Source organism: Pseudomonas sp. (assembly GCF_030684895.1).
Taxonomy (GTDB): Bacteria; Pseudomonadota; Gammaproteobacteria; order Pseudomonadales; family Pseudomonadaceae; genus Aquipseudomonas.
Genome location: NZ_JAUXXP010000013.1, coordinates 36,822 through 59,329 on the forward strand (window position 1 = coordinate 36,822; position 22,508 = coordinate 59,329).

General features: G+C 61.0%; 22 protein-coding genes. 7 read left to right on the top strand and 15 right to left on the bottom strand.

Annotation, left to right across the window (positions count from 1 at the left end):
• Positions 1 to 128 precede the first annotated feature (128 nt).
• A complete protein-coding gene (locus tag Q8M42_RS02155) occupies positions 129 to 1,955 on the top strand; it encodes a long-chain-acyl-CoA synthetase (protein WP_304868764.1) in 1,827 nt (608 codons plus the stop codon).
• A 34-nt stretch (positions 1,956 to 1,989) separates the two neighbouring features.
• On the opposite strand, the gene Q8M42_RS02160 is transcribed toward Q8M42_RS02155, so the two are convergent.
• From Q8M42_RS02160 to Q8M42_RS02195, 8 genes are all read right to left on the bottom strand, one after another.
• Positions 1,990 to 2,487, bottom strand: coding sequence for a hypothetical protein (locus Q8M42_RS02160; RefSeq protein ID WP_304868766.1), 498 nt, complete (start codon positions 2,485 to 2,487; stop codon positions 1,990 to 1,992).
• A gap of 161 nt (positions 2,488 to 2,648) precedes the next feature.
• The gene (locus Q8M42_RS02165; protein WP_304868768.1) at positions 2,649 to 3,425 is read right to left on the bottom strand and encodes a hypothetical protein; all 777 of its coding nucleotides are present in this window, start codon (positions 3,423 to 3,425) and stop codon (positions 2,649 to 2,651) included.
• The gene (locus Q8M42_RS02170; protein ID WP_269382352.1) at positions 3,422 to 4,003 is read right to left on the bottom strand and encodes an RNA polymerase sigma factor; all 582 of its coding nucleotides are present in this window, start codon (positions 4,001 to 4,003) and stop codon (positions 3,422 to 3,424) included. Before Q8M42_RS02170 ends, Q8M42_RS02165 begins: the two co-directional genes overlap by 4 nt.
• The gene (locus Q8M42_RS02175; protein ID WP_304868772.1) at positions 4,000 to 5,748 is read right to left on the bottom strand and encodes a VWA domain-containing protein; all 1,749 of its coding nucleotides are present in this window, start codon (positions 5,746 to 5,748) and stop codon (positions 4,000 to 4,002) included. The genes Q8M42_RS02170 and Q8M42_RS02175 overlap by 4 nt, the downstream gene beginning before the upstream one ends.
• A 78-nt stretch (positions 5,749 to 5,826) precedes the next feature.
• The gene (locus Q8M42_RS02180; RefSeq protein ID WP_304868774.1) at positions 5,827 to 7,266 is read right to left on the bottom strand and encodes a PLP-dependent aminotransferase family protein; all 1,440 of its coding nucleotides are present in this window, start codon (positions 7,264 to 7,266) and stop codon (positions 5,827 to 5,829) included.
• A 232-nt stretch (positions 7,267 to 7,498) separates the two neighbouring features.
• On the bottom strand, positions 7,499 to 8,311 hold the full coding sequence (locus Q8M42_RS02185) for an OmpA family protein (RefSeq protein ID WP_304868776.1): 813 nt from the start codon (positions 8,309 to 8,311) through the stop codon (positions 7,499 to 7,501).
• Positions 8,308 to 8,664, bottom strand: a complete 357-nt coding sequence (locus Q8M42_RS02190) for a DUF4398 domain-containing protein (RefSeq protein WP_304868778.1) — start codon at positions 8,662 to 8,664, stop codon at positions 8,308 to 8,310. The genes Q8M42_RS02185 and Q8M42_RS02190 overlap by 4 nt, the downstream gene beginning before the upstream one ends.
• 9 nt (positions 8,665 to 8,673) lie before the next feature.
• On the bottom strand, positions 8,674 to 9,501 hold the full coding sequence (locus tag Q8M42_RS02195) for an ABC transporter substrate-binding protein (protein ID WP_304868779.1): 828 nt from the start codon (positions 9,499 to 9,501) through the stop codon (positions 8,674 to 8,676).
• Between the two features lie 111 nt (positions 9,502 to 9,612).
• Here Q8M42_RS02195 and Q8M42_RS02200 point away from each other — a divergent pair, with 111 nt between their 5' ends.
• Positions 9,613 to 10,542, top strand: coding sequence for an alpha/beta fold hydrolase (locus tag Q8M42_RS02200; protein WP_304868781.1), 930 nt, complete (start codon positions 9,613 to 9,615; stop codon positions 10,540 to 10,542).
• A gap of 64 nt (positions 10,543 to 10,606) precedes the next feature.
• Here Q8M42_RS02200 and Q8M42_RS02205 read toward each other — a convergent pair whose 3' ends face one another.
• Complete coding sequence (locus Q8M42_RS02205; RefSeq protein WP_304868783.1) at positions 10,607 to 11,536, bottom strand: electron transfer flavoprotein subunit alpha/FixB family protein; 930 nt, start codon at positions 11,534 to 11,536, stop codon at positions 10,607 to 10,609.
• A complete protein-coding gene (locus Q8M42_RS02210; protein ID WP_304868785.1) occupies positions 11,537 to 12,286 on the bottom strand; it encodes an electron transfer flavoprotein subunit beta/FixA family protein in 750 nt (249 codons plus the stop codon). It abuts the gene before it with no gap.
• Between the two features lie 321 nt (positions 12,287 to 12,607).
• On the opposite strand from Q8M42_RS02210, the gene Q8M42_RS02215 reads away from it, so the two are divergent.
• Positions 12,608 to 14,272 carry an electron transfer flavoprotein-ubiquinone oxidoreductase gene (locus Q8M42_RS02215; RefSeq protein WP_305283172.1) on the top strand — a complete coding sequence of 555 codons (1,665 nt, stop codon included), beginning with the start codon at positions 12,608 to 12,610 and terminating at the stop codon, positions 14,270 to 14,272.
• Between the two features lie 154 nt (positions 14,273 to 14,426).
• Here the strand turns inward: Q8M42_RS02215 and Q8M42_RS02220 are convergent, their stop codons facing one another.
• Positions 14,427 to 14,996: a DUF1285 domain-containing protein gene (locus Q8M42_RS02220; protein WP_304869125.1), complete on the bottom strand. Its 570-nt coding sequence runs from the start codon at positions 14,994 to 14,996 to the stop codon at positions 14,427 to 14,429.
• A gap of 3 nt (positions 14,997 to 14,999) precedes the next feature.
• Positions 15,000 to 15,602 (bottom strand): DUF4823 domain-containing protein, encoded by a 603-nt coding sequence (locus Q8M42_RS02225; protein WP_304868789.1) that lies wholly within the window; start codon positions 15,600 to 15,602, stop codon positions 15,000 to 15,002.
• A 254-nt stretch (positions 15,603 to 15,856) separates the two neighbouring features.
• On the opposite strand from Q8M42_RS02225, the gene Q8M42_RS02230 reads away from it, so the two are divergent.
• From Q8M42_RS02230 to Q8M42_RS02245, 4 genes are all read left to right on the top strand, one after another.
• A complete protein-coding gene (locus Q8M42_RS02230; protein WP_304868790.1) occupies positions 15,857 to 16,249 on the top strand; it encodes a hypothetical protein in 393 nt (130 codons plus the stop codon).
• A gap of 70 nt (positions 16,250 to 16,319) precedes the next feature.
• Entirely contained in the window at positions 16,320 to 16,991 is a 672-nt protein-coding gene (locus Q8M42_RS02235; RefSeq protein ID WP_304868792.1) for a COG3650 family protein, read from the top strand.
• Between the two features lie 82 nt (positions 16,992 to 17,073).
• Entirely contained in the window at positions 17,074 to 18,081 is a 1,008-nt protein-coding gene (gap, locus tag Q8M42_RS02240; RefSeq protein WP_304868793.1) for a type I glyceraldehyde-3-phosphate dehydrogenase, read from the top strand.
• A gap of 123 nt (positions 18,082 to 18,204) precedes the next feature.
• Positions 18,205 to 19,836, top strand: a complete 1,632-nt coding sequence (locus tag Q8M42_RS02245) for an NAD(P)/FAD-dependent oxidoreductase (RefSeq protein WP_304868795.1) — start codon at positions 18,205 to 18,207, stop codon at positions 19,834 to 19,836.
• Between the two features lie 186 nt (positions 19,837 to 20,022).
• On the opposite strand, the gene Q8M42_RS02250 is transcribed toward Q8M42_RS02245, so the two are convergent.
• The 3 genes from Q8M42_RS02250 to Q8M42_RS02260 all read right to left on the bottom strand — a co-directional run bounded on the left by Q8M42_RS02250 (position 20,023) and on the right by Q8M42_RS02260 (position 22,507).
• Entirely contained in the window at positions 20,023 to 21,117 is a 1,095-nt protein-coding gene (locus Q8M42_RS02250; RefSeq protein ID WP_304868797.1) for a PLP-dependent cysteine synthase family protein, read from the bottom strand.
• Between the two features lie 10 nt (positions 21,118 to 21,127).
• Positions 21,128 to 22,033 (bottom strand): DMT family transporter, encoded by a 906-nt coding sequence (locus tag Q8M42_RS02255; RefSeq protein WP_304868798.1) that lies wholly within the window; start codon positions 22,031 to 22,033, stop codon positions 21,128 to 21,130.
• A gap of 141 nt (positions 22,034 to 22,174) precedes the next feature.
• A complete protein-coding gene (locus Q8M42_RS02260; protein ID WP_304868800.1) occupies positions 22,175 to 22,507 on the bottom strand; it encodes a Na+/H+ antiporter subunit G in 333 nt (110 codons plus the stop codon).
• Between the last annotated feature and the right edge of the window lies 1 nt (position 22,508).

The following is a 22,508-nucleotide window of genomic DNA, read 5'->3' on the forward strand; positions in this document are numbered from 1 at the left end:
TCGGCAACGGCCCGTGCGGTTATTTGCCGATCTGCCCTGCTCGGCTTGCGCCAGAGCCATGGCAGGCGTACTAGCGGGCGACTAGAGTTGGGCTTCGCCCCCGCATAACAACCATAAGCGCGAGAGCCATGAGCCAGACCGATCTGATTTCCCCCCTGCGTTTTCTTGCCCGTTTGCCCCAGCACCTGCCGCGTGTGCCGCGTATGTTGCGCGGCCTGTATTACGCCGGCATTCGCAACCGCGAGAAGACCCTCTCCCTGGCCTGGGCGCTGGAGCGTACGGCGCAGCAGCATCCCGACCGTCCGGCGCTGCTGGATGAGTCGCGCAGCCTCAGTTATGCCCAGTTCAACGCCTGGGCCAATTGCCTGGCCTGGGCTTTCAAGGCCGAAGGCGTGCGCCATGGCAGCGTGGTGGCGGTGATGCTGGAAAACCGCCTGGAACTGCTGGCCATTCTCGCCGCCCTAAGCAAACTCGGCGCGGTCGGCGCGCTGGTCAACACCACCCAACGTGGCAAGGTGCTGGCGCATAGCCTGAATCTGGTCAAACCGGGTTTTATGCTGATCGGCGAAGAACTGCTCGCTGCCTTCAACGAGGTCGCCGAACAGCTCGATAACCCACAGACGCCGCGTTACTGGGTGGCCGATCAGGACTGCCTGCAGGACGCCGGCCAGGCACCCGACGGCTGGACCAATCTGCTGCAACTGGCGCGCAGCCAGGCCAGCGATAACCTGCCGGACAGCGCCAAGGTGCAGATGAAGGACCCTTGTTTCCTGATCTACACCTCCGGCACCACCGGCCTGCCCAAGGCCTCGATCATGAGCCACGGCAAGTGGATCAAGGCCTACGGCGGCTTCGGCCATTCCGGCCTGACCCTGAGCAATCAGGACGTGCTCTACCTGACTCTGCCCTGCTATCACAACAATGCCGTGACCGTGTGCTGGAGCGCAGCCATCGCTGGTGGCGCGGCCATCGCCCTGCGCCGCAAGTTCTCCGCCAGCGCCTTCTGGCCCGATGTGCAGCGCTACCAGGCCACCTGCTTCGGCTATATCGGCGAGCTGTGCCGTTACCTGCTTAACCAGCCCGAGTGCGCCGCAGAGCAGAACAACAGCTTGCGCTGCATGATTGGCAACGGCCTGCGCCCCTCGATCTGGGCCGAATTCAAGGCCCGCTTTGGGGTCGAGCAGATCACCGAGTTCTATGCCTCCAGCGAAGGCAATATCGGCTTTACCAACGTGTTCAACTTCGACAATACCGTGGGCTTCTCCCCCGCCACCTACGCCATCGTGCGTTACGACCTGGAGAATGATTGCGCGATGCGCACCGCCAAGGGCTTTCTGCAGAAGGCCGACAAGGGTGAGCCTGGCCTACTGATCAGCGAGATCAGCGCCAAATGGCCGTTCGATGGTTATACCGACCCGGCCAAAAGCGAGGCGGCGATCCTGCGCAACGTATTCAAGAAGGGCGATGCCTGGTTTAACACCGGCGACCTGATGCGCGATATCGGCTGCAAGCACGCGCAGTTTGTCGACCGCCTCGGCGATACCTTTCGCTGGAAAGGCGAGAACGTTTCCACTACTGAGGTGGAGAACGTGCTGGGCGCTTTCCCAGGCGTCGAAGATGCGGTGGTCTATGGCGTGGAAATCCCCGGCACCAACGGCCGCTGCGGCATGGCGGCGCTGCGCCTGAGTGAAGGCCAGCAGCTGGATAGCGCCGCACTCGCCGCGCACCTGGATGCCGAATTACCGGTGTATGCCGCGCCGCTGTTTATCCGCCTGCTCGGCGAGGTGGAAACCACCGGCACCTTCAAATACAAGAAGACTGACCTCAAGCAGGCCGCCTACAACCCCGCTGCGGTGCAGGAGCCACTATGGGTGCGCCTGCCGGGCGAGGCGCGCTTTACTCCACTGAACCACAGCCTGTTCAACGCCATCGGCGAGCAGGCCTACCGCTTTTGATTGCCGGCAGCAGACAGGCGAGCAACGCTGCCCGCTACTGCTTGAACTCGAACTGCAGTTGCGCACCCTCGACCGACTCCCAGTAGTCATCACCGCGCTCATTGGTAATCAGCTTGCCGTTAAGCTGAAAAGGCCCCTCAGTTTTATCCTTGTCGCCAAACATAGGCGGCAATAACGGGATCGACAGGTCGCTGAGCGGTGCCACCGGCTGCAGGGGATCAAACACATTGGTATGCAGGCTCAGATCCAGCGGTGCTTTCGGCTCAGCGGGCGCGGGCTCGCGTGCAACCACAGCAGGTTTCGGTTTGGTTTGAGCCGCTGCCGCAGGTTTGGCTTCAGCAGCCTTGGGCTGCGCAGGCTTGCTTACGACGGGTGCCGGCTCGGCCTTGACCGCTTTGCTGGTAACCACCTCTGGCGCCGGTTGCGCATTGACGGTTTCAGCTTTGGCTTTCACGGGTGGGTTGGTGCTTTGCTCACAGGCCGCCAGTGACAAGACAGTCAACAGCAGCGCGAGGCTTCGGATAGGCAACATGGGCAGGTACAAAGGCAGTGACACAAGCCGCTATGCTGGCCTCTGCTCCGCACTCTGGCAAGCGCGCAATCGGTACGGCAGGTAACAACGCGGCGCTCTAGCCTGAGGATCAGCTGGCGGCCACCGAAGTCGATGGCCGCCAGCGACTGACCTACCCCGCCTTATTCCGGCGCCTGCAATTGCTGCAACTGCGCATCGATATCCAGCGCTGGGTGCTCACGCATCAGCTGTAACAGCAGGGTATCGGCCTCGTCCGTCCAGCCATCACGGCGCAACTTGAGCAAGCGTTGCAATTCACTGCGCAGTTGCTGTTCGGCCTGACTGCCTACCGTTTCTGCCGCTTTATCAGGGGCTGATACAGCAGGCGCACGGGCTGCCTGTGGCAGTTGCTCATGCAACGCATCGGCCGCGGACTCTTCACGTAGCAGCTGATTGGAGGCACCGGCCGACAGCTTCTTCTCGGCCTTGGCGGCATCAGCACTGTAGCCCTGGATCAGCGGAGCAGGCTGCGCCGCACGTGAGCGTTCGGCCTCATCAGCAACCACAGCAGATTCCGCCAGCGGCGCGGACATCGGTGCCGTTTGCGGGGCCATCCGCGCCGCAGCCGGCGCCATCGGCGCACCACTGGGCACGGCATCGAAGGCATCCGGAGCCTGCTCGAAGGTGCGCCAGGTCAGGCTTACACCAATTCCCAGGCAAGCGACGCCGGCCAATGCCACCGACCAGCGCTGCCGGCCACCCGCGCCAAACAGCCAGCTGTGCAGGCGCGCGTTCCAGCCCAGCTTGGCCTCGGTTGTGGCCGCGTTGCGCACAGCGGCACTGGCCGCCGCGAGAATCTGCGCATCCAGCAGTGCACTGGGCTCGCCGCCGCTGTGCTGGCGGAAATGCTCAAGCATCTGCCGTTCCTGCTCATCGAGCCTATGTTGGTCGTGGTTCATACGGACAACTCCTCGGCGGCCGGGTCAGCCAGCAGCCGACGTAACTTCTGCAGGGCATAGCGCAAACGGCTCTTGACCGTCTCAGCAGGTATCTGGGTCAGCTCGGCGATCTCGGCCAGCTCCAGATCACCGTGGGCGCGCAGCAGAAACACTTCGCGCTGCTCCGCCGGTAAATCCGCCAGGGCGGCCTCTAAACGCTGCTGATCGCGGCTCAGGCTGAGCTGTTGCTCAGGCCCCGGCTGCGGGTCGTGCGGGGCATGCTGCTGTTCATCGTACTCAGCATGCCCCGCCTGGTGCCGACCATGCTTGCGCCAGGTATCGATCAACCGGTTGCGGCCGATCTGGTACAGCCAGGTCTTGAACAGCACGCTATCGCGCTGTTCACTCTGGCTGCGGATCAGGCTCATCCAGGTGTCCTGAAACACCTCCTCGGCCAGGGCGTGGTCGCCACATAGGCCGAGCAGAAAGCGGAACAGGCCAAGCCGGTGGCGCTGGTACAACTCGGCAAAAGCCGCCGCGTCACCGCGGCGGTAACGCCGCAACAAGGCGGCGTCGTCATCCGTGAGGGGTCGATTCACTGCTGTACTCGTGCGGTAGTTGAACGGTTCGTCGCAGTTTGCAGACTCTGCGCCAGTTCCACCAGCTGTACGAACTCGGCGCGCAGACCGAAGCGGTCATCGCCTTTGGCGTTGCGCGCCAACTCGGCGCTGTCGGCCAGACTGAAGCGCCCGATGTAGGTATCGCCCTTGAGCTGCTGAGCAAAAGCAGCCACCGCGGCAGCAAAGCGCAGGTCCTCACTGGCCTGGCTGATGGCGGGCACGTCACTGGCCTGAATCGGCTGTTCCAGCAATTTGCTGACGTCCTGCCCCGGCGCCTTGTAGCGAATGCGCAGCCAGGCCAGTTCGCCCGCTTTACGGTCGAGTTTTGCAGCGACCTGATAGCGCAGCGGCTCCAGCCAACCCTTGCCGCCCACCGGCACCACTTCATACAGCGCGGTCACGGTATGGCCTGCGCCAATTTCACCGGCATCGACCTTGTCGTTGCTGAAATCCTCACGCTTCAACGCGCGGTTCTCGTAACCCAGCAGGCGATACTCGCTGACCTCAGCTGGGTTGAACTCGACCTGAATTTTCACATCGCGGGCGACCGTCGCCAGGGTCGAGCTGAGCTGATCAACCAGCACCTTGCGCGCCTCGCGCAGGTTGTCGATATAGGCGTAGTTACCATCGCCAGCGTCGGCCAACTGCTCCATCAGCTGTTCGTTGTAGTTATCGGTACCAAAGCCCAGGGTGGTCAGGGAGACGCCGGTTTTGCGCTTGTCGGCGGCCAGTTGCTTGAGCGTCTCAAAGTCGCTGATACCGACGTTGAAGTCGCCATCAGTGGCCAACAGGATGCGGTTGATGCCACCGTCGATAAAGCCCTGCTGCGCCTGCTGATAAGCCAGTTGAATGCCCGACTCGCCCGCCGTGGAGCCGCCCGCTGTGAGCTGGTCGATAGCGGCGCGAATCTTGGCCTTCTCGCTGCCGGATGTTGGCTCCAGCACCACGCTGGATGAGCCGGCGTAGACCACCAGCGATACCTTGTCCTGAGCGCGCAGCTGCTCGACCAGCAGCTTCAAGGTGCTTTGCACCATGGGCAGGCCATCGCGGCGATCCATGGAGCCGGAGACATCCACCAGAAACACCAGATTGGCCGCTGGTAATTCCTCTACGCGCAGATCCGAGGCCTTGATGGCGATACGCAGCAGGCGGCTCTGCGGGTTCCACGGCGTGGCCGCGAGCTCAGTGTGCACGCCAAACGGCACATCGCCCTTGGGCAGCGGATAGGCGTAGGGGAAGTAGTTGACCAGCTCCTCCAGACGCACCGCATCCTGCGGCGGCAGCTGACCGCCATTAAGAAAACGCCGCACATTGGCGTAGCTGCCGGTATCCACATCGATGCTAAAGGTCGACACCGGCGTCTCGGCCACCGCATGCACCGGGTTATTGGCCAGTTTCTGGTACTGCTCGCGATTCTCGTCACGGTAGCCTGGTGGCAAGGCATCGGCCTGTATAGACATCGGCATAGGCGCATACGCCACGCTGGGCATCACCGCCCTCCCCGCCGCCTGGCTTTTACGTTGCAGTTCAGCGGGTGCAGCGGCCAGCTGTTCATGCAACTCGGCACGTTCACGCTTATGGGCCTGATCGCTGAGCGGCGGGCTGCCAGCCTCGGTAGCCGGCGCTTCAGGATTGGCAGCGCTGCACGCGCCGAGGCTGATCAGGACGCCTGCGGCAAAACCGGCAAGCAGAGGACGGGTAAGCAACACGGGGTAAGCAGACATGGGGGTATCTCCTGAGCGATCGAATGAACCATTCGCTCAGGTAGACGCAGCCCTTGGCTACATCGGGTTAAGCCGCTGTTAAAAACTCGCAGCGCCTTCCTGACACAACTGCCCGGCCAGCATGCCCAACGTCATCAAGGCGCGCTCAGCTTCGCGGTTCCACGGGATGCCGCAGTTCAGACGGATGCAGTGGTTGAACTGCTCGGTATTACTGAAGATCAGCCCAGGTGCGATGCTGATGCCCTGCTGCAGCGCGCGCACGTGCAGGTCTTTGGTATTGACCCGCGCCGGCAGGCTGACCCAGAGGATAAAACCGCCCTTGGGCCGGCTCATCTGCGTGCCTTCCGGGAAATATTGCTGCACCGCCAGCTGGAAGGCGCTGAGGTTCTTGCGGTATTCCTGACGGATAAAGCGCAGGTGGCGGTCGTAACCACCGTTCTCCAGATAGGCCGCCACCGCCATCTGCGTCACGCTGCAGGCCGAGTGGGTGCTGAAGGTCTGCAGGCGCTGAATTTCATCCTGATACTTGCCGGCGACAATCCAGCCGATACGCACTCCTGGTGAGAGGGTCTTGGAGAAGCTCGAGCAATACACCACCCGCCCTTCGCGGTCATGGGATTTAAGCGCCTTGGTCGGGCCTTGCTCGAACATCAGTTCACCGTAGATATCGTCTTCGATGATCTGAATATCGTAATCACTGGCCAGACGCAGCAGCTGGCGCTGACGCTCTTCGGGAATGGTGCCACCCAGCGGGTTGCTCAGCCGCGCGGTCAGCACCAGCGCCTTGATCGGCCACTGGTTGGCCGCCAGTTGCAGGGCTTCAAGGCTGATGCCCGTGGTGGGGTCGCTGGGAATCTCGATGACCTTCAGGCCAAGCAGGTCGGCCAGTTGCAGCAGGCCGTAATAGGTCGGCGACTCGGCCGCGATCAAATCACCCGGTTTGGTCAGCACCCGCAGGCTCATCTGCAAGGCGTCTACACAGCCGTGGGTGATTACCACCTCAGTCGGGTCAACCACCACGCCGGCATCGCGCATGCGGATCGCCACCTGGCGCCGTAGCGGCTCGAAGCCTGGGCTGAACATATAGCTGAAAGCCCGCGCACTGTGAAAACGGGTGACCTTGGCCAGTTGCTGGTGCAATGCACGTACCGGCAGGTAATCCACATGCGGCACCGCCGCACCTAGGGGAAACACGCCCTCGCGGCGCGACTCGGTGAGGACCTGATTGATGATGCTGCTGCGCGTCACCAGGCCAGGGCGCTCTACCCGGGCGATATCCGGGGTTGGCGCAGTCAGGGCCGGGGTCTGGTGCACGTAGAAGCCAGACTGTGGGCGGGCGCGGATCAGGCCCTGATCTTCCAGGTTGGCGTAGGCTTGCAGCACAGTCGCATGGCTGACGCTGAGCTGCGCACTCATCTTGCGCACCGAAGGCACACGCTCACCGGGCTGGTAGACGCCGCGACGGATATCTTCCGCCAGTTGCTGGGCAATGCGCTGATAAAGCAACAGATTGGTCATGACCGCGTTCCTGCTTGACTGAACCGTAACAGTAAACCGGGCTTTTACAATTGCACCGGCACAGTTCACTGAATTGTGGGCGATACAGTACCAACCCGCCAGGACTGTAACGGCTCAATCGGTCATTGTATGAATTGTGCGGCGCTGCCTAACGACGCACGCAGGCTGCGGCAGTCTGGATGGCAGGCAATAAAAAGCCCCGGCTAACCGAGGCTTTTGAACGACAGATGGCTTAGCGCGACGAGCCTAAATTACCTTGCTCATCGGAGAACACGATCTCCACCCGACGATTCTGCGCCCGGCCTTTGGCCGAGGCATTTTCGGTTACCGGGAAGCTCTCGCCATGGCCCTGCACGTCGATGCGCTTGGCATCGATGCCCAGATCGATCAGTACATCAGCCACTGCCTGGGCGCGAGCGTGGGACAGTTCGAGGTTTTCCTGGGCATCACCACGGCTGTCGGTATAGCCCTCGATGCGCACGACGCGCCGCGGGTTGAGCTGAAGGAACTGCACCAATTTCAGCACCGTGCGGTTGGCTGACGCCTTGAGGTCACTGTGGCCGGCATCGAACAGCACATCACCCAAGGTCATCACCAGGCCGCGCTCGCTCTGGTTGGTGGCCAGGCTGACCATCTGTTCTTCAAGCCAGTTGCTCTGGTCCTGCACACTGAGCAGCTTGGCTTCACGCAGCGCCAACTGCAGCCGCTGGCGTTCCAGCTCCAGTTTGACCGCACGCTCCTGATTCAGGTTGAGCGTGCTCTTCTGCCCGGCAATCGCACTGTACTGCTGGCTGAGATAGGCATAGTGACTGACATCAGCGGCGCTGCCCCAGTAGCTCGACAGACGATCAGCCTTGGCCAGCGACTCGCCGGCGCGAATCAGGTCCTTGGGTGCGCTGCGCAGCACGTCAGCATCTTCCTTGACCTGCTGGAAGGCGGCGTTCGCGCCCTGCAGTGCCTGGTCACTGGTGCTGGGCGATGAGGCGCAGCCGGTCAACAATACAGCCGCAAAAATCGCCAACAGGCTGAGCTGAGCATGCTTCATTGCAAGCCCCCCAGCTGTTTGCGCAAGCGGTTGATGGCGTTACTCAGCTCGGCCAGTTGCTGCTGGCTTTTTTCGGTCAAGTGCTCAGCTTCGGCCAGCCGCGCATCCAGCTCGGCCTGCTCGGCATACACCCGCGCCTGTTTGTAATCCTCGTCCTGCATGGCCGTTTGTGCCTGGGCGAGTTTTTCCTCAGCCAGGCGCAACGAGGCCGATTGCTCGGCGGAAATACCCAGCGCCTTGGCCTGGCTGAGCGCCTGTTCGGTCAAGCGCAGCTGTTCATTGGGCGCGGGATCAGATGCACAGGCGCTGAGCATGAGCGGCAGCAAGGCCGCACAGATACGTCGATAAATCACAGATTTTCCCTACTGTTCAGCGTCACCGCTGGGTGTGAGCTGTTGATCTTTCCAGCGCTGCAGATTGCGCTGCAGCAAGTCATCCGGCAAACCGCTGGCGATTGCTTCGTTCATTTTCTTCGCCAGCATGCCGCGCAGCCAGGCATCGTTGCAGGCCGAGTTATGCGACAACGTCAGGTACAGGCCTTCACTGGAGATCGGTGGATCAAGCACCAGCAGGTCGCCCTGCATGCCCAGGCTATCGGCCAGCGCCTGCCCCGGGTAACGCTCGTACAGCACGTAGTCGGTACGCCCCAGCAGGAGTTTCTGGAACGCCTGGGTCAGGCTGGCAACGCCTTCCAATGTCAGATTGCCCTTGGCGTAGGCATCAAAAGCCTGGCCAAAACTGTTGTTAACCAGGGTATCGCCGGTGCGATTGCGCAGGTCATCCCAGCCGGCATAGGGGAACTCCGCCCCGCGATGCACCCACACCACACTTGGGGTGAAGTAGAACGCTGGATGCACGTAATCCATAACCCCCAGGCGCGGCAGAGTCAGGAAGGCACCGGCAATCAGGTCGACGCGGCCGGTGCGCACTTCATCCTGCGCCCGCGACCAGGGCCCGGTATAGATGATGTCCACCACCACTCCCAGCTCTTTGGCCAGGTGCTGCAGCAGATCGGCATTGGCGCCGATCAATTGTTGAGGATTCTGCGGGTCACGCCAGAGGTAGGGCGGGTACTCCGGATTACCGGTCGCCACCAGGCGCTCGCACTTACCTGCGGCAACGGCAAACGCCGGCATCAGCAGTGCTGCGAACAGCAGGAGAACCAACCTATAAAAACCACGCTCAAGCATTGGCGACTTCTCGGCTTAACCTTGGATGGGCGTCTGCGGCCACACATCGGGAAACTTCTGGATCATGCTAGCTTAATACGCATCCATACGAATTCGCGATAAAGACTAACCATGAAAAAACTGATCGCAGCCTTGATACTACTGCTCGCCGGCACCGCCGCCCTGCTCTACTTGTCGCCCGCCGCCTTGTTGACGAGCATACAGCTGGTGGAGCGACAGCGTGCCGGGCTGAGTCTCAAACAGATCAGCGTGGGCGATCTTAGCATTCATTACTACGAGGGCGGCCCAAGCAGCGCACAAACCATCCTGATGGTGCACGGCTTTGCTGCCAACAAGGACAACTGGCTGCGTTTCGCCCGCCACCTCAGCCAGGATTATCGGGTTATAGCCCTCGACCTGCCGGGTTTCGGTGCCAGCGACAAACCGGCCGGTAGTTACGATGTCGGCACCCAGACCGAACGCCTGGCCAGCGTGATCGATGCATTGGGCATTGAGCAGTTGCACCTGATCGGCAACTCCATGGGCGGGCATATCAGCGCGCTGTATGCCGCACGCTATCCACACAGAACGCTGTCTCTGGCCTTACTCGACAACGCCGGCATCACATCGCCACAGCCTAGCGAGCTGATGCAACGGCTGCAGCGCGGCGAACCGAATCCGCTGGTGGTGAAGAGCCCCGAGGATTTTCAGCGTTTGCTCGACTTTATCTTCGTGCAGCCGCCCTACCTGACGGAATCGCTCAAGGGCTATTTCGCCGAGCAGGCCATCGCCAACAGCGCGCACTACGACCAGGTATTTGCCCATTTGATCGAGCGCTATATCCCGCTGGAGCCTGAACTACCGAAGATTCAGGCACCCACGCTGATCATCTGGGGCGCAGAAGATCGAGCCTTGCACGTCTCCAGCGTCGAGGTCATGCAGCCGCTGCTGCGCCAACCCAGCGTGGTTATCCTGGCAGATACCGGCCATGCACCAATGATTGAGCGAGCAGAGCTGACCGCGCAGCACTACCGGGCCTTTCTTCAAGCGCTGCCGGATTAGCGAAAAATGCAGGCAAGAAAAAACCCGCTCAGTGAGCGGGTTTTTCTGCACTAGGAAAACCGGCTTAAACCAGTTTCTCCAGCTCAGGTACAGCTTCAAACAGATCTGCTACCAGACCGTAATCGGCTACCTGGAAGATCGGCGCTTCTTCATCCTTGTTGATCGCAACGATCACCTTGGAGTCTTTCATACCGGCCAAGTGCTGGATCGCGCCGGAGATACCGACGGCGATGTACAGCTGAGGCGCAACGATCTTGCCGGTCTGACCGACCTGCATGTCGTTGGGTACGAAACCTGCGTCGACTGCGGCGCGCGAGGCACCTACAGCAGCGCCCAGCTTGTCGGCCAGGGCGTACAGGTGCTTGAAGTTGTCACCGTTCTGCATGCCACGGCCGCCGGAAACGACGATCTTGGCAGCGGTCAGTTCCGGACGATCGGACTTGGCCAGTTCTTCACCGACGAAAGCCGATTTGCCAGCGTCAGCTGCGCCGCCCACTGCTTCAACAGCAGCAGAACCGCCTTCAGCAGCAACCGGATCGAAACCGGTGGCACGCACGGTGATCACTTTAACGGCAGCGGAGGATTGCACGGTGGCGATGGCGTTACCGGCATAGATCGGACGCTTGAAAGTGTCAGCGCTTTCAACAGCGATGATTTCCGAGATCTGATCAACGTCCAGCGCAGCAGCAACGCGTGGCAGGATGTTTTTACCGTTGCTGGTAGCAGCAGCCAGAATGTGGCTGTAGCCCTTGCCCAGCTCAGCTACCAGCGGCGCGACGTTTTCCGGCAGCTGGTGTGCGAAAGCGGCGTTGTCAGCAACCAGCACCTTGGCCACGCCAGCAATTTTGCCAGCAGCTTCGGCAGCAGCGCCGCAAGCGGAACCGGCAACCAGAACGTGGATGTCGCCACCGATCTTCGCAGCAGCTGCAACAGTGTTCAGCGTGGCTGGAGCCAGGGCGGCATTGGTGTGTTCAGCGATAACCAGGATAGTCATTTAGATTACCTTCGCCTCGTTCTTCAGTTTCTCGACCAGTTCAGCCACGGACTTGACCTTGATGCCAGCGCTGCGGGTAGCAGGCGCTTCGACTTTCAAGGTTTTCACGGTGGATGCGGTGGAAACGCCCAGATCAGCCGGGGTTACAGTTTCCAGCGGCTTCTTCTTGGCTTTCATGATGTTCGGCAGCGACGCATAACGCGGCTCGTTCAGACGCAGGTCAGTGGTCACGATGGCCGGCAGGCTCAACGCAACGGTCTGCAAACCGCCGTCGATTTCGCGGGTTACGTTGACCTTGTCACCGGCAACTTCCACTTTGGAAGCGAAAGTACCCTGGCCGAAACCAGTCAGCGCGCCCAGCATCTGGCCGGTCTGGTTGTTGTCGCTGTCGATGGCCTGTTTACCCAGGATCACCAGCTGCGGCTGCTCTTTGTCGACCACTGCCTTGAGCAGTTTGGCCACCGCCAGAGAGTTCAGCTCGTCGCTGGATTCAACCAGGATGGCACGATCAGCACCCAGCGCCAGCGCGGTACGCAGCTGCTCTTGAGCAGTGGCCGGGCCGATGGTGACGACAACGATCTCGCTCGCCACGCCTTTCTCTTTCAGGCGTACAGCTTCTTCCACGGCGATTTCGCAGAAGGGGTTCATCGACATCTTGACGTTGGCAAGATCAACGCCGCTGTTGTCCGCTTTGACGCGAACTTTGACGTTGTAGTCGACCACTCGTTTGACAGCTACAAGAACCTTCATGGATTCCTCGTTACTCTCCGGTGAATAAGAATGTCGCCAGAAGCGAACATGGCGGGGAACAGCAGACCGGCCGGAACCGGGAGTCGACCAATAACGGCAGACACAAAACCGCCCGTATCTTGACCGCACGACCTAGACTGGTCAATACAACGAAGCGGCCAATCGTCAGCGATGTAGTAAGATTCTAACAGCCCTACAGAAAATTCAAACAAACGTTTGTATTGGCCCATCCGAAGGGTCTGGATATAATGCGCCAGCATCGCTCATGGAACGAGCTCGATCGCCAAATAAAATTAGAGAGCCCTGAGTAGGAGATTGCCTGTGGAACGCGAATTTATGGAATTCGACGTCGTCATCGTCGGCGCCGGCCCTGCTGGTTTGTCCGCCGCCTGCCGACTGAAGCAGAAAGCCGCCGAAGCCGGCAAAGAAATCAGCGTCTGCGTGGTCGAAAAAGGCTCCGAAGTCGGCGCACACATTCTTTCCGGTGCGGTGTTCGAGCCGCGCGCATTGAATGAACTGTTTCCTGACTGGAAAGAGCTCGGCGCCCCGCTCAACACGCCGGTCAAGCGCGATGACATCTACGTGCTCAGCAATGCAGAGAAGGCCACCAAGGTTCCGGACTTCTTTGTACCCAAGACCATGCACAACCATGGCAACTACATCATTTCCCTGGGCAACCTGTGCCGCTGGCTGGCGCAGCAGGCAGAAAACCTCGGCGTAGAAATCTACCCAGGCTTCGCTGCCCAGGAAGCGCTGATCAACGAAGAAGGCGCGGTCTACGGCATTCTCACTGGCGATCTGGGTGTTGACCGCGAAGGCCACCCGAAAGAGGGTTACTACACCCCAGGCATGGAACTGCGCGCCAAGTACACCCTGTTCGCCGAAGGCTGCCGTGGCCATATCGGCAAGCAGCTGATCAAGAAATTCAACCTCGACTCCGAAGCCGATGCTCAGCATTACGGCATCGGCATCAAGGAAATCTGGGACATCGACCCGGCCAAGCACGAGCAAGGCCTGGTGGTGCACACCGCCGGCTGGCCGCTGGATATAGTCGCAAGCGAAAACACTGGTGGCTCCTTCCTCTATCACCTGGAAAACAACCAGGTGGTAGTCGGTCTGATCGTCGACCTGTCGTACAGCAACCCGCACCTGTCGCCGTTCGATGAGTTCCAGCGCTACAAGCACCACCCGGTGATCGCTCAGTACCTGGAAGGCGGCAAGCGCGTCGCTTACGGTGCCCGCGCCATCTGCAAAGGCGGCCTCAACTCGCTGCCGAAGATGGTCTTCAACGGCGGCGCCCTGATCGGTTGCGACCTCGGCACCCTGAACTTTGCCAAGATCAAGGGCAGCCACACCGCCATGAAATCCGGCATGCTCGCTGCTGACGCCGTGGCTGACGCGCTGTTTGCAGGCAAGGAAGGCGGCGACCAGCTGACCGGCTACGTCGACGCATTCAAGGCCAGCTGGCTGTACGACGAACTGTTCCGCAGCCGTAACTTCGGCCCAGCGCTGCACAAGTTCGGCCCACTGGTTGGTGGCGGCTTCAACTGGCTCGACCAGAACATCTTCGGCGGCAAGATCCCGTTCACCCTGCATGACACCAAGCCGGATTACGCCTGCCTGAAGCCAGCAGCAGACGCGCAGAAGATCAGCTACCCGAAGCCCGACGGCAAACTCAGCTTCGACAAGCTCAGCTCGGTATTCCTCTCCAACACCAACCATGAAGAGGAACAACCCTGCCACCTGAAGCTCACCGACCCGAGCATTCCGCTGAGCAAGAACCTGCCTATGTACGACGAACCGGCGCAGCGCTACTGCCCAGCCGGCGTTTACGAAATCGTCACCAAGGAAGATGGCGAGCAGAAGTTCCAGATCAACGCGCAGAACTGCGTGCACTGCAAAACCTGTTACATCAAGGACCCGGCCCAGAACATCAACTGGGTGGCCCCTGAAGGCACCGGCGGGCCTAACTACCCCAATATGTAAGACGCAAAAAAGGCTCCTTCGGGAGCCTTTTTGTTTGAAGTGCAGCGTTCGGTTTCCCGAGTGCTGGTCATGCCTTTTTGTAGCCCGGATGCAATCCGGGACCAATCTTGAACCCTGCCAGCGGGCCCCTGGATTTCATCCAGGCTACGTACTGTTATTCCGGCAACGGGCCGATAGGGAAGAACTCACCACCGCTCCACACACCCAGCCAGGTTTTACCATCGAGCTCGCGCGGTACCGCCAGCTCAACCAGCTGATAGAACACATTGCGGTGGATCAGCGCCTCGAGATTAGTCCGCACATGCACATAAGGCGCGGGTTCCTCGGTCAGAGCGTCCAGTTCGACCCGCAATGGGTGCTCGCTACCTGCCACCACCTCATCCTCCACATTGGTGACAAAGCGCAGCACCTGCATCTCGCCCTCACCTTCTACCTGCAGGCTGACCGCCACAAAGGGCGCGTCATCAACCTGGATGCCGACCATTTCCACCGGTGTTACCAGCACGTACTTGTCGCCATCGCGGCGAATAATGGTGGAGAACAGTTTGACCATGGGCTTGCGCCCGATCGGCGTGCCCATATAGAACCAAGTGCCGTCGCGAGCGATACGCATATCGATGTCGCCGCAGAATTCGGGATGCCACAGGTGCACCGGCGGCAAACCTTTGCCCTCACCTTTGGGTATCTGCGCCAGCAGGTCGCCGGCCTTGCCTGTATCTGTCATCACTCAACGCCCCAAGCCCAATAAACGCCGCGCGTAATCCTGCAGCGCCGGACCGATCAGGTCCTCAGGCTTGGCATCATAAAGCGTCAGGAAGCCTCCGCGGCTACGAATGCGTGTGGTGTCGACCAAATAGCGAGTATTGGTCTCGATCAGCATCAACTGAATCACCCCGCGATCGGTGCCCAGACGATCCAGCGCCTCCTGATCCTCCCATTCCTCAACGGTGCCGATACGGTCATCGGCATAGGCAAAGCGGCTGTACAGCAGATAGTGCGCGCCGGCCTCACGGGCCTCGGCCAGCGACTCTTCCAGGCCTAATGGCGCCTTGGCGCGACGCACCATGGGGAAATACTCGATAAAGCCCTTGTAGGCCTCCTCCGCCACCACATTGGGCCGTGGATAGGCTGAGCCCGGCGGCACAAAATGGCCTTGAGCGATATAAATGAACGAATCGGCCTGTAAGCGCCAAGGGCTCGCGCGGCGCGTCTGGCTGTGGTCGAGCACGCCGACATCGCGCAATTGATAAATCGCTTCATCTGCCAGATCACTGGCCTTCATGCAGCCGCTCAGCAGCAGCACACCCACTATCAGCAACAGACTACGCATCACGCCTCTCCCGCAGCCGGTGACAAAAAACCGGCGGATAGCGCCTAGATGCAGATTTCACGCCAGCTATCGCAACGCAAAAACAGCGCACCAGCAAACCCTTGTGGCGTACATCCCTGCGCAGGCTATTGAACAGGAAAGAACAGCAAACATAGCCAAATCCAACTTTCCCGTAGTAGAACACCGTTAAAACCTACAGCCCTAAGCATGAAAAAAGCCGACTTTCATCATGCCCACTTCTACTGGACCCTCATATGCAGCCCCACCTCATCGCACTGACCATCCTGCCCCTGCTGACCATGCTAGGCGCCTGCAGCACCGCCGAAACCCCGGCAACGCCACGACCACAACCAGCCGAAGCGACCTCGACCGAGGCTTACATGCATTGGCTGGGCCGCTGGCAAGGCACGGAAGGCACTTACTTGGAGCTGAGTCATCACGACCGCGCTTTCACCGTACTGATTCATGATCTCGACGGAGCCGCCACCTACCCGGGGGATGCGCAGGCCGACGGCATCGTGTTCGTTCGCGCAGGACGCTTCGAGCGCCTGCACAGCGGTGACGGCAAGGCCACCGGAATGAAATGGCTACTGGACAAGCGCGACTGCCTGGTGATCCGAGACGGTGAGGGTTACTGCCGCGACTGAAGCCGAACCAGCCCGCTTGCGATCAACTGATCAGCTGGTTAACGTCGCGCACCTAATCAGGAGATAACCGATGCGTTTCAGCCGCCCTTTTTGCTTTGCCTTGTTGCCACTGCTCGCCAGTTGCCAGGTGTTCACCGACAAACCCGCCGAGCCGCTGATCCAGCAGACGCGCATGCAAGGCGAGCTGAGCCTGAACGCGGGCCAGTTGCTGTTTCGCCCCTGCCAGGAACAACGTCAATTTATCCTCAAGGAAGACAGTGCAGCCGAGCTGAGCAGCGATGCCAGCACGCTGTTCGGTGATGGCCACGCCACGCTGTATGTCGATATGCGCGGCCAGTTGCAGGCCAATGCGCAGAAAGGTGTCGACGGCCAGTTCGTGCCGAGCCAGGTGTACCGCGTGCAGGCTGAAGGCCATGGCTGCACGGACATCAACTTCGCCCGCACCATCCTGCGTGCCAGCGGCCACGAACCGGGCTGGAATATCGCGGTAAGCAATCAGGGGCTGATTCTCAACCGCCCTGGTCAGGAGCCACAGGCGCTGCCTTATCTGGAGGAGCAATTGCCCGAAGGCCGCCTTAACCTCAGCAGCGAAGCCAACGGCCAACGCCTTGATCTATGGGTCGCTCGGCAGCGTTGCGTCGACGGTATGAGTGGCGCAGTGCAGCACCTGAGCGCCGAGTTGCGCCTCAATGGGCAAGTCCTGCGGGGCTGCGCCTACCTGGGCGGCGCACGCAACGATTAGCAATCAGATAGCTGAGATAGATCAGCCGAGCGGCAGACGATTGGCCTAAGCTGCAAGGGAAGTCAGCCAAAGGGATATCGTTATGCTGCGCATTGCTATCAATGGATATGGCCGTATCGGTCGCTGCCTGGTGCGCGCGTTGTTTGAACGCAAACTGGAACAGCAGATTCACCTCACCGCGATCAATGATCTGGGCGAGCAAAGCACCCTCGCCCACCTCACCCGCTTCGATTCGACGTTCGGCCGCTTTCCTGGGGAGATCAGCCTGGATGGCGATACCTTGCTGGTAAACGGCCATCCGATCCAGCTGCTGCGTGAGCGCGAAGTAACCAACCTACCCTGGCGGGAGCACGCGGTGGATCTGGTGCTCGAATGCACCGGCAAGCTGAAGAAGCGCGAACAGGTCGAACAGCACATCAGCGCCGGCAGCCCGAGGGTGTTGCTCTCACATCCGCTGGACAGTGCCGACCTGACCGTGGTCTACGGCGTCAATCACCAGTTGTTGGGCGATCAGCAGATCGTGTCCAACGCCTCCTGCACCACCAACTGCCTGGCACCAATGGCCAAGGTGCTGCACGAGGCCGTGGGCATTCGTCAGGGGCTGGTCAACACCATCCACTCCTACACCAACGACCAGAACCTGCTGGACAAAACCCACAGCGACCTCTACCGCGCCCGCGCCGCCGCGTTGTCGATGATCCCCACCAGCACTGGCGCGGCCAAGGCCATCGGCCTGGTGATGCCGGAACTGGTCGGCCGCCTGGATGGGTTGTCGATACGCGTACCGACGCCCAACGTGTCGCTGGTCGATCTGACCTTTACCAGCGAACGCCCGACCAGCCGCGAAGCGATCAACGCCGCGCTAAAGGCCGGCGCCTTGCAGTTGCCGCCAGGGGTGATGGAATGCAATGAGCTGGCGCTGGTGTCCAGCGACTTCAACGGCTACCCAGTGTCCTGCGTGGTCGACCTCAGTCACACCCGTGTGCAGGGAGACCTGGTCAAGGTTTTGGCCTGGTATGACAACGAGTGGGCCTTCGCCAACCGCATGCTCGATGTAATGCTGGCCTGGGTAAAGCCTGAGGCGCGCTAGCACTCAGCCATATGACAGGCCGCGGCCGCTATCGGCGGCGGCCTTTAGCCACGGATCAGGCGTATAATCGCCGCCTTTTAAAAGCTGCCGGGTTGCCTCCGGCCCTGAAAGTGGAACGCCCCCATGCTACGCATCACCGAACTCAAGCTGCCCCTCGATCATCCCGAGGAGGCCCTGCGCCCAGCCATCGTCCAACGCCTGGGGATTGCCGACAGCGAGCTGCTCGACTTCAGCCTGTTCAAGCGCAGCTACGATGCGCGCAAAAAATCCACTGAAATGCACTTTATCTACACCATCGACTGCGAGCTGCGCGATGAAGCGGCGCTGCTGGCCAAGTTCAGCGATGACCGGCATATCAGCATCACCCCGGATACCGCCTACAAACCTGTCGGCATGGCGCCCGAGAACCTCGCCGAGCGTCCGCTGGTAGTTGGCTTTGGCCCGTGCGGGATTTTCGCTGCGCTGATTCTCGCCCAGGCCGGACTCAAACCCATCGTGCTGGAACGCGGCACCGAAGTGCGCCAGCGCACCAAGGACACCTGGGGCCTGTGGCGCAAGAACGTGCTTAACCCGGAGTCCAACGTGCAGTTCGGCGAAGGCGGTGCCGGCACCTTCTCCGACGGCAAGCTGTACAGCCAGATCAAGGACCCCAAGCATTACGGGCGTAAGGTGCTGCAGGAGTTCGTCAAAGCCGGCGCGCCAGAGGAAATTCTCTACGTCAGCAAACCGCATATCGGCACCTTCCGCCTCACCGGCGTGGTCGCCACCATGCGCGAAGAGATCAAAGCGCTGGGCGGCGAAGTACGCTTTCAGCAGCGCGTCAGTGACGTGCTGATCGAAGGCGACCGGCTGGGTGGTCAGCTCAAGGGCGTGGTACTCGACAGTGGCGAGCAGATTCTCAGCCGCCAGGTGATCCTGGCCCTGGGCCACAGCTCGCGTGACACCTTCCGCATGCTGCATAAGCGCGAGGTGTTTATGGAAGCCAAGCCGTTCTCGGTGGGTTTTCGTATCGAGCACCCGCAAGGCCTGATTGACCGTGCGCGACTGGGCAAATACGCCGGCCATCCCAAACTTGGGGCGGCGGACTACAAGCTGGTGCACCACGCCAAAAATGGCCGCTCGGTCTACAGCTTCTGCATGTGCCCAGGCGGCACCGTGGTGGCGGCCACCTCGGAGCCAAACCGGGTTGTGACCAACGGCATGAGCCAATACTCGCGCAACGAGCGCAACGCCAACGCTGGCATCGTCGTCGGTATCACCCCAGAGCAGGATTATCCGGGTGGCCCGCTGGCTGGGGTTGAGCTGCAAGAGCAGCTGGAGTCGCAGGCCTACCTGCTCGGCGGCAGCACCTACGAAGCGCCAGGGCAGCTGGTTGGCGACTTTATCGCCGGCAAACCTTCTACAGAGCTGGGCAGCGTCGAACCATCCTACAAACCGGGGATCAAGCTCGGTGACCTGGCTTTGGCCCTACCGGACTTTGCCATCGAAGCCATCCGCGAAGCCCTCCCGGCTTTCGGCAAGCAGATCAAAGGTTTCGACCTGCATGATGCGGTGCTCACCGGCATCGAAACCCGCACCTCCTCACCGCTGCGCATCACCCGTGGCGCGGATATGCAGAGCCTGAACGTACGCGGCCTGTACCCCGCTGGCGAAGGCGCGGGTTACGCCGGCGGCATTCTCTCCGCCGGGGTGGACGGCATTCGTGTGGCCGAAGCACTGATTCGCGACATGCTGGGGATTGCCGAGCCAACCTAAGCCAGCAACAGTACGTAGCCCGGATGTAATCCGGGGCAGGTTTGGCAGGCGCGGGGATTTCCCGGATTGCATCCGGGCTACGGCGAGTCAGCCACTCGAGCTTTGTAGGAGGGGCTTTAGCCGAGAAAGGACTAGCAACCGCTCGCGGTTAAAGCGCCGCCCACGAAACAGCGCAACCTATCTGCGTTACAGCCCCGCCGTGGGCAAGTCACCGGGTAGCGCGACGCCGCGCTCGGCGCAATCGGCCACCGCGGCGATTAGCTCAGTCAGGTCGAAACCCTGAGCACTAAGCCAGTCCGGGTTGTAGTAAGTGTCGGCATAGCGCTCGCCGCCATCGCAGAGAATCGCCACCACCGAGCCGGACTCGCCAGCCGCAACCATGCGCTGCGCCACCAGCAACGCGCCGATCAGATTGGTACCGCTGGAGCCACCCACTTTGCGGCCCAGGCGCTGCGCGAGGTAATGCATGGCGGCCAAGGAAAGCGCATCCGGCACCTTGCACATGGCGTCGATCACCGTCGGTAAAAAGGACGCCTCGACCCGTGGCCGGCCAATACCTTCGATACGCGAACCGTGGTTCAGGCACAGGCTGGCATCACCGGTGCGGTAGTAATCGAAGAACACCGAACGCTCGGCATCGGCGCACAGCACCTGGGTGTTGTGGCGGCGATAGCGGACATAGCGGCCCAAAGTGGCCAAGGTACCGCCGGTGCCGGGGCTGGACACCAGCCAGCTCGGTTCGGGAAAGCGCTCGCTGCGCAGTTGCTGGAAGATCGACTCGGCAATATTGTTGTTGGCGCGCCAGTCGGTGGCGCGCTCGGCGTAGGTGAACTGATCCATAAAATGCCCACCGCTCTCACGCGCCAGGCGCTCGGACTCGGCATAAATCTGCGTCGGGTCCTGCACCAGATGGCTCTGCCCGCCGTAGAAGGCGATTTGCGCAATCTTCTCCTTCGAGGTGCTGGCCGGCATCACCGCGATAAACGGCAGCCCCAGCAAACGGGCGAAGTAGGCCTCGGAGATTGCCGTGGAACCGCTGGACGCCTCGATCACCGGCGCACCGGGCTTGAGCCAGCCGTTGCATAGCGCATAGAGAAACAACGAGCGCGCCAGGCGATGCTTGAGGCTGCCGGTGGGATGGCTGGACTCGTCCTTGAAATACAACTCGACGCCCGGCAACCCCGGCAGCGCCAGGGGAATCAGATGGGTATCGGCGCTGCGCTGAAAATCCGCCTCGATGATGCGGATCGCTTCACGCGCCCAGGTTCGTCTATCACTCATCACTCTGCCCTCAATCCAGAACACCAGCAGGCATGGGCGTCGCGCCTTGCCACTGACTCAGTAACACGCCGGCAAACACCAATGCCGCCGCCAGCATCTGCACGGCATTCAGGCTTTCGCCCAATAGCAGTATGGCGAACAGCAGGGTGAACACCGGGATCAGGTTGGTAAAGCCCGACGCCTGGCTGGCCGGCAAGCGACTGACGCCGAAGTTGTACAGCCCGTAAGCGCCCACTGTGACCAGAATGCCCAGGTACGCCACCGCGCCCAGGCCCATGGGGCTGACGCTGGTTGGCAGCGGCGCGCTGAACCAGGCCAAGGGCAGAAAGAAAATGGTGCCAACAAAAGCCACCATGGCGGTCAGCAGAAAGGGCGAATAGCGTGATGACAGGTGTTTGAGCAGCAGGGTGTAACCCATGGCGCAAAGCATCGCGAGCAGCTCGTAGAAGTTGCCGAGAATCGGGTTGCTGGCGTGTTCATCGGCGCTGCCGGCCAGGCTCAGCCAGACGGCGCCGATCAGCGCCAGGAGAAACCCCGCCAGAGTGATGCGGCTGATCCGCTCACGCAGGAAAATAAACGCGCCGACTGCCACCAGCAGCGGCAGCAAGGCGGTAACCATGCCCGCCTGTGCGGCGCTGGTATGCTGCAGCGCCAGGGCTTCGAAGAGGAAATACAGACAGGGTTCGCAAGCCGCCAGACCTAGCAGGTACTTCCAGTCACCAGCGCGGTAGTGCATTTGCCCACGCCAGCGCCAGGCCAGTAAAAACACCAGACTGCCCAAAGCCATGCGAGCGAAGATCACCCACAGCGGCGGTAACTCGGCAAAGGCCAGTTTCAGCGCAATAAAGGAACTGCCCCACAGCGCCATGGCGATCACCAGGCAGATCACCGCCACACTTCTGCCTCGCCCACTCATACATGCCCCACGCAAAACGGCAGTGTAGGCAGGCCCAAGCAGGGATAACAGATACAGTCAGGCGCGCGAACTGTGTGGCTGGTTGCTGGGATGGGGAAAGCACATCCCGGATTTCACCCGGGCTACGGGCTGCTCGACACCTTATTGCTCCCAGGGCTTACCGCGAGTCTGCTCACTGATCCGCAGCTTCTGCTGCAGCGCGGCTTTGGCCAGCATATGGGCGCTGACCGGTGCGGTGATAAACAGAAACAGGGCGATCAGCAGCTCATGCAGGCTGACGCCTTCACCCCGAAAGCTGAAGTAGATCAGCGAGGCGATCACCATGCCGCCCACGCCCAGGGTGCTGGCCTTAGTCGGGCCGTGCAGGCGCATAAAGAAGTCCGGCAGGCGGTACAGACCGATTGCACCGATCAAGGCGAACAGGCTGCCGATCAGCAGAAACAGCGCCACCAGCGCTTCGATCCAGAAAGCCATC